Source organism: Citrifermentans bremense (assembly GCF_014218275.1).
Taxonomy (GTDB): Bacteria; Desulfobacterota; Desulfuromonadia; order Geobacterales; family Geobacteraceae; genus Geomonas; species Geomonas pelophila.
In genome coordinates this window covers 3,652,416-3,660,000 of record NZ_AP023213.1, presented here as the reverse complement: position 1 = coordinate 3,660,000, position 7,585 = coordinate 3,652,416, and the positions used below count along the sequence as shown (strand labels likewise).

Below are 7,585 nucleotides of genomic sequence, written 5' to 3'. Positions count from 1 at the left end.
AGCGGCGAGCGAAAGCGGAACAGCCCAAACCGGTACCATTTCGATGGCATCGGGGTTGTGGGGCCCCGACGTGGGATTGATGATTGGTAGGAGAACGGTCTGGAAAGGCCGGCCATAGTGGGTGATAGCCCCTTATCCGAAACCATGATTCACCCTAGGGTGTCCCCGAGTACCGCGAGGCACGTGAAACCTCGTGGGAATCCGGGAGGACCATCTCCCAAGGCTAAATACTACTCTCTGACCGATAGTGAACCAGTACCGTGAGGGAAAGGTGAAAAGTACTCCAATGAGGAGGGTGAAATAGAACCTGAAACCGTATGCCTACAAGCAGTGGGAGCACTATGGAGCAATCCAGTGTGACCGCGTGCCTTTTGCATAATGAGTCAGCGAGTTACCCTCAGCAGCGAGGTTAAGTTCATAGAACGGAGCCGCAGCGAAAGCGAGTCTTAATAGGGCGAATTAGTTGCTGGGGGTAGACCCGAAACCGGGTGATCTATCCATGTCCAGGGTGAAAGGAAGGTAACACTTCGTGGAGGCCCGAACCCACTGGCGTTGAAAAGCCAGGGGATGAGGTGTGGATAGGAGTGAAAGGCTAATCAAACTCGGAGATAGCTGGTTCTCCCCGAAATATATTTAGGTATAGCCTCGCAAAGTAAGTAACGGGGGTAGAGCACTGGATGGGCTAGGGGTCTTACCGGATTACCAAACCTAACCAAACTCCGAATACCGTTAACTGTTATTGCGGGAGTCAGACTGCGGGTGATAAGATCCGCGGTCAAAAGGGAAAGAGCCCAGACCGCCAGCTAAGGTCCCAAAATCTACGCTAAGTGGAAAACGATGTGGAAATGCCCAGACAACCAGGAGGTTGGCTTAGAAGCAGCCACCCTTTAAAGAAAGCGTAATAGCTCACTGGTCGAGTGGGTCTGCGCGGAAAATGTAACGGGGCTAAGCGTAGTACCGAAGCTGCGGATTCGCTTCTTAAGGAGCGAGTGGTAGGGGAGCATTGTGTAAGCCTGTGAAGGTCGACCGTGAGGACGGCTGGAGGTATCACAAGAGATTATGCTGACATGAGTAGCGAAAAACAAGGTGAGAAACCTTGTCACCGAAAACCCAAGGTTTCCTACGTAAAGGTAATCTGCGTAGGGTTAGTCGGTCCCTAAGGCGAGGCCGAAAGGCGTAGTTGATGGGAAACGGGTTAATATTCCCGTACCACCTGTTGTTGCGATGGGGGGACGGAGTAGGGTAGACGATCCAGGCGCTGGTTGTCCTGGTTTAAGGTCGTAGGCGGGAGAAGGAGGCAAATCCCTTTCTCTGTTAACGCTGAGAGCTGATGACGAGGGGGTATCCCCATAAAGTCGTTGATCCCATGCTTCCAAGAAAAGCCTCTAAGCTTCAGACAGCAGGTGACCGTACCGTAAACCGACTCAGGTGGGTGAGGATAAATGTCCTAAGGTGCTTGAGAGAACACTGGTTAAGGAACTCGGCAAAATGATACCGTAACTTCGGGAGAAGGTATGCCCCTTTAGGTGAAGAGACTTGCTCTCCTAGCCCGGGGGGGTCGCAGAGAAATGGCGGTAGCGACTGTTTACTAAAAACATAGGACTCTGCAAAGTCGCAAGACGACGTATAGGGTCTGACGCCTGCCCGGTGCCGGAAGGTTAAGGGGATTTGTTAGCCGCAAGGTGAAGCTTTGAACCGAAGCCCCGGTAAACGGCGGCCGTAACTATAACGGTCCTAAGGTAGCGAAATTCCTTGTCGGGTAAGTTCCGACCTGCACGAATGGCGTAACGATTTCCGCGCTGTCTCAACCAGTGGCTCAGCGAAATTGAATTCTCGGTGAAGATGCCGAGTACCCGCAGAAAGACGGAAAGACCCCGTGCACCTTTACTACAGTTTGACAGTGACATTCGAATAAGCTTGTGTAGGATAGGTGGGAGACTTTGAAGCTGGGACGCCAGTCTCGGTGGAGTCATCCTTGAAATACCACCCTGGTTTGTTTGGATGTCTAACCCAGGCCCGTCATCCGGGTCGGGGACACTGTCTGATGGGTAGTTTGACTGGGGCGGTCGCCTCCCAAAGAGTAACGGAGGCGCGCGAAGGTTCCCTCAGGCTGATTGGAAACCAGCCGTAGAGTGTAAAGGCATAAGGGAGCTTGACTGCGAGACCAACAAGTCGAGCAGGTACGAAAGTAGGTCTTAGTGATCCGGCGGTTCTGTATGGAAGGGCCGTCGCTCAACGGATAAAAGGTACGCCGGGGATAACAGGCTGATCTCCCCCAAGAGTTCACATCGACGGGGAGGTTTGGCACCTCGATGTCGGCTCATCGCATCCTGGGGCTGAAGTAGGTCCCAAGGGTTTGGCTGTTCGCCAATTAAAGCGGTACGCGAGCTGGGTTTAAAACGTCGTGAGACAGTTTGGTCCCTATCTTCTGTGGGCGTAGGATACTTGAGAAGAGTTGACCTTAGTACGAGAGGACCGGGTTGAACGTACCTCTGGTGTTCCAGTTGTTCCGCCAGGAGCAGTCGCTGGGTAGCTATGTACGGAAAGGATAACCGCTGAAAGCATCTAAGCGGGAAGCCTCCTTCAAGATTAGGTATCCCTGGGAGCAATCCCCTAAAGGCCCGTTGTAGACCACAACGTTGATAGGCCGGGTGTGTAAGTGCAGTAATGCATTCAGCTTACCGGTACTAATCGGCCGTGAGGCTTGACCATAAAAAATTCTTAGAGAGGGGGGTGGGTCTCCCACCCCCCGATCATAAACTGCTGATGCGTAAAACCTACAAAAACACGAAAATGCGATTGTTGAGAAATATATTGCGAGAGCCGTAAAGGCTCGAGCTAAGAGTTTCTCTGTGGCTATGCCGAGAGGGTCACACCCGTTCCCATCCCGAACACGGAAGTTAAGCCTCTCTGGGCCGATGGTACTGCACTGGTAACGGTGTGGGAGAGTAGGTCGCCGCAGGGAATTTAATAGAGAAGCCCCGTCAGGAATACCTGACGGGGCTTTTCGCGTTTATGCCGCTAACCTCGTTCGGCTGCTCCTAGCCCCGCACCTTTCTAAATTCTTCTCGCGCTTATGCCGAATGATCTGATCTATTACTCCACCTCAATTGCATTTGAGACCCCTGCCGATAAAATTAGGCTCGTGCAATAAACCCGGCAAAGGAGGCCCAAAGTGAGGATCTACTTGATAGGCGTTATCGGCACTGCACTTCTTTCCACTGGCTGCGCCACCAAGGGGTTCGTGCAGAAACAGCTTGATCCCATCAGTTGCAGAGTCGATGTCCTCGAAAACAGAAATGCTTCACTTCAGACCAAGACTGATTCACTCGAGGCACGCGTTGCTGCGTTAGAAAGCCAGGTGAAGGAAGCCCAATTGGCAAACAAAGCCATGTTGGATGAGGCTACTGCTTCGGCATCGGCGAGTGCACAGCGGGCTGAAGCTGCGGCGGCTGCTGCTGAACAGTCTGCACAACGCACCCAGAAAATTTTCGAGCTCAACCAGAAGAAATGATATCTTGTCATGGCCATCTCTCCACCGAGCCGTGCTCTGTCTAAGTCTCAATATTTCGCCCCGATAATTATATTTATAACCGCCCTGGTGACTGCCGCGTTTTCTTCATACGCTCATGCAGGCAGGTTCACCGATGGTGGAGGAATCATTGGCGCAATAAAGTTGCACAGAATTGGCCCCGGCGAGTCTCTTGTAGAAGTGGCACGACGCTATGATGTCGGCTACCACTCGATCCTGGATGCTAATCCCGGCGTGGAGCCATTTGTTCCCAAGCCGGGCACTGTCGTCACCATTCCCACAGCATGGATCCTGCCACGTGTCCTGAGCGCGCCGGACATAGTGGTTAATCTGCCTGAGTACCGTCTTTATTTTTTCCCGAGGGGAAACCCCGGGTTCGTGTTCACCTTCCCCTTGGGAATCGGTGACGAGGGTGCTGAAACACCTTTAGGCACCTATACCGTTACTGAAAAAATAACGAGCCCATCCTGGCATGTCCCAGACTCAATACGGCGCGAGGGAGGTGGATTACCGCTGATTGTGCTGCCTGGCCCCAACAACCCCTTGGGCACCCATGCTCTTCGCCTCTCACGGGGCAATATCCTCATCCATGGCACCAATCGGCCTTGGGGGATTGGCCGCAGGTCAAGCCATGGCTGCCTGCGCCTCTACCCTGAAGACATAGTGACATTATTCGAGCAGGTGGAAACTGGTATGAGTGTTGTAGTGGTGAACCAGCCTTTGAAGATTGGCTTTCCTGACGGGAGGATAATGATAGAAGTTCACAGGGGCCAAGACGATGAACCGACTGTGGGACAGGCCCTCAAGCGGTTCTACGATCATGGTCTGTTGGGAAAAATCGATTTCTCCAAGTTGGTCCGTGCCATGTTGGAAAAAACGGGCGTGCCGGTAGAGGTGGGTCTGGATCAGTGACTCTCACCATGCCGGCACGCCTCTCGATCACTTCTTCTTGCGCAGGGGGCTGTCTTTCCAGAAAATACCGAGCACTGTCTGTTCGTCGGCAGTGAGCTTCACCCCTTTTTGCTCCATGCGGTGTTGTATTTCCTGCATGTTCTTGCCGGCGGACAGCGCTTGCTCAATTCGTTGTGACGTATGGCAGGAGACGCACTTGTTGTCGATTACCAGGTGGGCTTCCTTGAAAACGCCGCCCGTAACACTACCAAGCTTGCTTCCTGAGGGCGGGACTTCTTGCGCTGCCTGCAGCGATGTGACAGATATCATTATGAGTGCCAGTGCGATTTCTGTTTTCATTACGACTCCTTTCGCAAATTTTGACTAGTGACACTATGGTATAGCACATATTTCCAGGTCTGTCGGTCTTTGCTGTCGTTCATTGACATCCATACTGAGAGGGGTACTATCGGGAACGTATACTCACCCCTGATTGACAGAGGTTTAGGCGCCAAGCGCTATTGTTCGTGTGAGCCTATGCCAGTCGGAGTCCATGAACTCAAGGAGGTTGTTATGGCAGATCAAGCAAGTGCAACAGTCCGCATGTTCGGAGCCCTCCACGGCATAAGGAAAGATCGTGGCCAGCCCACAGAGGTCGAAGTTGACATCCCTGAATCCGGGTGTACCGCCGTCAGCATCGTGCACCGCTTGGACCTGCCCCTTGAAAAGGTCGATGGAGTCTTCATCAACCACAAGATCTACACCCTCGACCACCTCGTCCATCAGGGCGACCACGTCGCGTTCATTCCTATAGGGGTACCTGGTTCCCGCGGTTTGTTTGCCTCAGAGCGCAATCACTGAGTCCATGCCGCATAGTACAGCCTTTAGTGACCGGCCGGTTCTTCGCCTCTCTCTGCAGGAGACCGGCCTTCTCACCCGCTCCCTCCCTAGTTCCCTCACTCACAGTAATCCCATTTGGAAAATTCGCTCGTCGGCGCGTGATCGATGCACGAAACCTCAGCATCGGTATAAGCAATTGCGTGTAAGGATTGGAAGGCATGGTAAAATCAGTAAGTCTTTCTGAAGGGGCGGATTTTACTGGAAGGACCGCCTGGGAGGGATTCATGGCTGCGGACACGAAGGAGAAACTGGGGATGTTGAAACTAAAGCGCATCCTGCTGGTTGAAGATAATGCCAACGATGCCGAACTCACCATGGAGGCTTTGGCCGAGCATAACTTAGCGAATGAGGTCGACATCGTACGGGACGGTGCCGAAGCGCTCGATTATCTACATCAGACGGGAAAATACTCCGGAAGTGAAGCCGGTAATCTGGCCGTTATTCTCCTGGATCTCAAGCTGCCGAAGGTAGACGGACTAGAGGTGCTGAGCGCCATCAAGGCTGATGATAAATTGCGGTGCATTCCCGTAGTTGTACTCACTTCATCTCGGGAAGAGAAAGATGTCGTGGAAAGTTATCGCCTAGGCGTCAACGCATACGTGGTAAAGCCGGTGAACTTCACCGAGTTCATCAATGCTGTCAAGGAGATAGGCGCGTTCTGGGCCATTGTGAACGAGCCTCCTCCTATCCAGCACAGAGGTGTGACCAAATGACGCAGCGACTGCGCATACTGCATCTAGAGGACGACCCCATGGATGCCGAACTCGTGCTGATGGCTCTATCGGCAGAGGGGCTCGATTGTGAAGTTCAGGTGGTATCGAGGCGGGATGAGTTCGACAAGGCCTTGGAGCGAGGGGGGATGGACCTCATTCTGGCAGACTTCGCGCTTCCTGCCTTTGATGGCATGAGCGCATTAGCGATGGTTCGCGCGAAGCTTCCTGATCTTCCTTTCGTCTTTGTCTCCGGGAAGCTTGGTGAAGAGGCGGCAATCGAATCACTGAAAAATGGCGCGACCGATTACGTGCTGAAAAGCAGGTTGTCCAGGCTGGGTCCCGCAGTGCAAAGGGCGCTTACCGAGGCCAAGGAGCGCGTGAAACAACGGCAAACCGAAAAGGCGCTCGAGGTAGCATATGCTGAGATAGAGAAGCGCGCAGAGGATTACCGTAACCTCTTCAACAGCATCAGGGACGTGATCGTGGTTGCGGACCACAACCGGACCATCCTGCACGTCAACCAACCGGCGCTTATGGACAACTTCGGCTACAAATCGCCGGAGGTGGTGGGAAGAAGCAGCATCCTCCTTTACGCGAACGAGGATGACTTCCACAACACGGGAAAGGAAGTTTTCGACGTCGAGGGGCCGGTCGACGGTAAACTCATAGAGCTGAACTTCCGCAGGAAAGGCGGCGAAGTCTTCATAGGTGAACTTTACGCCATGAAAAGGCTGGACCGGCACGGCGTGGTAACCGGCAACATATCGATATTCCGGGATATCAGCCAGCGAAAAAAAGCTGAGGCAGACCTCAGGGAAAGTGAGTTGCGCCGTTATCAACTGCAACTGGAACTCGTCTATGCCGCGGAAATCCAGGCAAAGTTATTGCCGCGCAGCTATCCGGAAATCCCAGGCTTCGATGTCAGCGCCAGGTGTCTGCCGGCGAAGCAGGTGGGAGGGGACTTCTACGATTGGCAGCAGGTGACCCCAACCATGTTCAACCTCACGCTCGGAGACGTTATGGGCAAGGGTATGGCGGCGGCCATGCTCATGGCGACGGTCAGGGCCGCGCTCCATGCGGTCACCCTGTACAACGCGCCGGCACAGGCTGTGCACTTAGCGGAACAGGCGCTCAACGAGGATCTGGAGAACTCTGAGAGCTTCGTCACTCTTTTTCATGCCCAGCTCGATTCTGTCACGCGCACCCTTTCCTTCGTAGATTGCGGTCACGGCTATGTTTTTGTCAGGAGAGCCAACGGTGCGGTGGAGACACTGTCTCCACGTGGGCTTCCTCTGGGGGTACAGGGGGGCGAGATTTACCAGGAAGGACGTATTCAGTTCGAGAAGGGGGATGTGCTGTTACTTTACAGCGACGGACTGATCGACGCGAATCCGCAGCTCGAGTTGACCAACGAGATAATCGCAGAACAGATTACTGGAGAGGAGAGCGCGCTCGATACGGTGGATCGTCTCATTGCGCTCACCAGGCAGCCTGATCCGCAGCCTGACGACATAACGGTCCTGGTAGTGAGGTTTACGGGGCAATAGCC

The 7,585-nt window shown here is 53.6% G+C and carries 6 protein-coding genes and 2 rRNA genes (1 of these 8 running past the window's edge); 7 read left to right on the top strand and 1 reads right to left on the bottom strand.

The features are described 5' to 3' along the window. The 4 genes from GEOBRER4_RS16100 to GEOBRER4_RS16085 form a co-directional block, all read left to right on the top strand. Positions 1–2,712, top strand: a 23S ribosomal RNA gene (locus GEOBRER4_RS16100) (it extends 245 nt beyond the left edge of the window). A 136-nt stretch (positions 2,713–2,848) separates the two neighbouring features. Continuing rightward, positions 2,849–2,965: ribosomal RNA gene (gene rrf / locus GEOBRER4_RS16095) — 5S ribosomal RNA — on the top strand. Between the two features lie 210 nt (positions 2,966–3,175). Then, positions 3,176–3,514, top strand: a complete 339-nt coding sequence (locus GEOBRER4_RS16090) for an alanine-zipper protein (RefSeq protein ID WP_185243157.1) — start codon at positions 3,176–3,178, stop codon at positions 3,512–3,514. A 9-nt stretch (positions 3,515–3,523) separates the two neighbouring features. After that, positions 3,524–4,444, top strand: a complete 921-nt coding sequence (locus GEOBRER4_RS16085; RefSeq protein ID WP_185243156.1) for a L,D-transpeptidase family protein — start codon at positions 3,524–3,526, stop codon at positions 4,442–4,444. A gap of 27 nt (positions 4,445–4,471) precedes the next feature. Here GEOBRER4_RS16085 and GEOBRER4_RS16080 read toward each other — a convergent pair whose 3' ends face one another. Further along, complete coding sequence (locus tag GEOBRER4_RS16080) at positions 4,472–4,783, bottom strand: cytochrome C (RefSeq protein ID WP_185243155.1); 312 nt, start codon at positions 4,781–4,783, stop codon at positions 4,472–4,474. Positions 4,784–4,996: 213 nt separating this feature from the next. Here GEOBRER4_RS16080 and GEOBRER4_RS16075 point away from each other — a divergent pair, with 213 nt between their 5' ends. From GEOBRER4_RS16075 to GEOBRER4_RS16065, 3 genes are all read left to right on the top strand, one after another. Then, on the top strand, positions 4,997–5,284 hold the full coding sequence (locus GEOBRER4_RS16075) for a MoaD/ThiS family protein (RefSeq protein WP_185243154.1): 288 nt from the start codon (positions 4,997–4,999) through the stop codon (positions 5,282–5,284). A 263-nt stretch (positions 5,285–5,547) separates the two neighbouring features. Beyond that, the gene (locus GEOBRER4_RS16070) at positions 5,548–6,036 is read left to right on the top strand and encodes a response regulator (RefSeq protein ID WP_085815155.1); all 489 of its coding nucleotides are present in this window, start codon (positions 5,548–5,550) and stop codon (positions 6,034–6,036) included. Continuing rightward, the gene (locus GEOBRER4_RS16065) at positions 6,033–7,583 is read left to right on the top strand and encodes a SpoIIE family protein phosphatase (RefSeq protein WP_185243153.1); all 1,551 of its coding nucleotides are present in this window, start codon (positions 6,033–6,035) and stop codon (positions 7,581–7,583) included. Before GEOBRER4_RS16070 ends, GEOBRER4_RS16065 begins: the two co-directional genes overlap by 4 nt. The last annotated feature ends 2 nt before the right edge of the window (positions 7,584–7,585 follow it).

Excerpts from the sequence above, each read along its gene's own strand:
- GEOBRER4_RS16085 (WP_185243156.1), top strand. The coding sequence starts at position 3,524 with ATGGCCATCTCTCCACCGAGCCGTGCTCTGTCTAAGTCTCAATATTTC.
- GEOBRER4_RS16080 (WP_185243155.1), bottom strand. The coding sequence starts at position 4,783 with ATGAAAACAGAAATCGCACTGGCACTCATAATGATATCTGTCACATCG.
- GEOBRER4_RS16075 (WP_185243154.1), top strand. The coding sequence starts at position 4,997 with ATGGCAGATCAAGCAAGTGCAACAGTCCGCATGTTCGGAGCCCTCCAC.
- GEOBRER4_RS16070 (WP_085815155.1), top strand. The coding sequence starts at position 5,548 with ATGGCTGCGGACACGAAGGAGAAACTGGGGATGTTGAAACTAAAGCGC.
- GEOBRER4_RS16065 (WP_185243153.1), top strand. The coding sequence starts at position 6,033 with ATGACGCAGCGACTGCGCATACTGCATCTAGAGGACGACCCCATGGAT.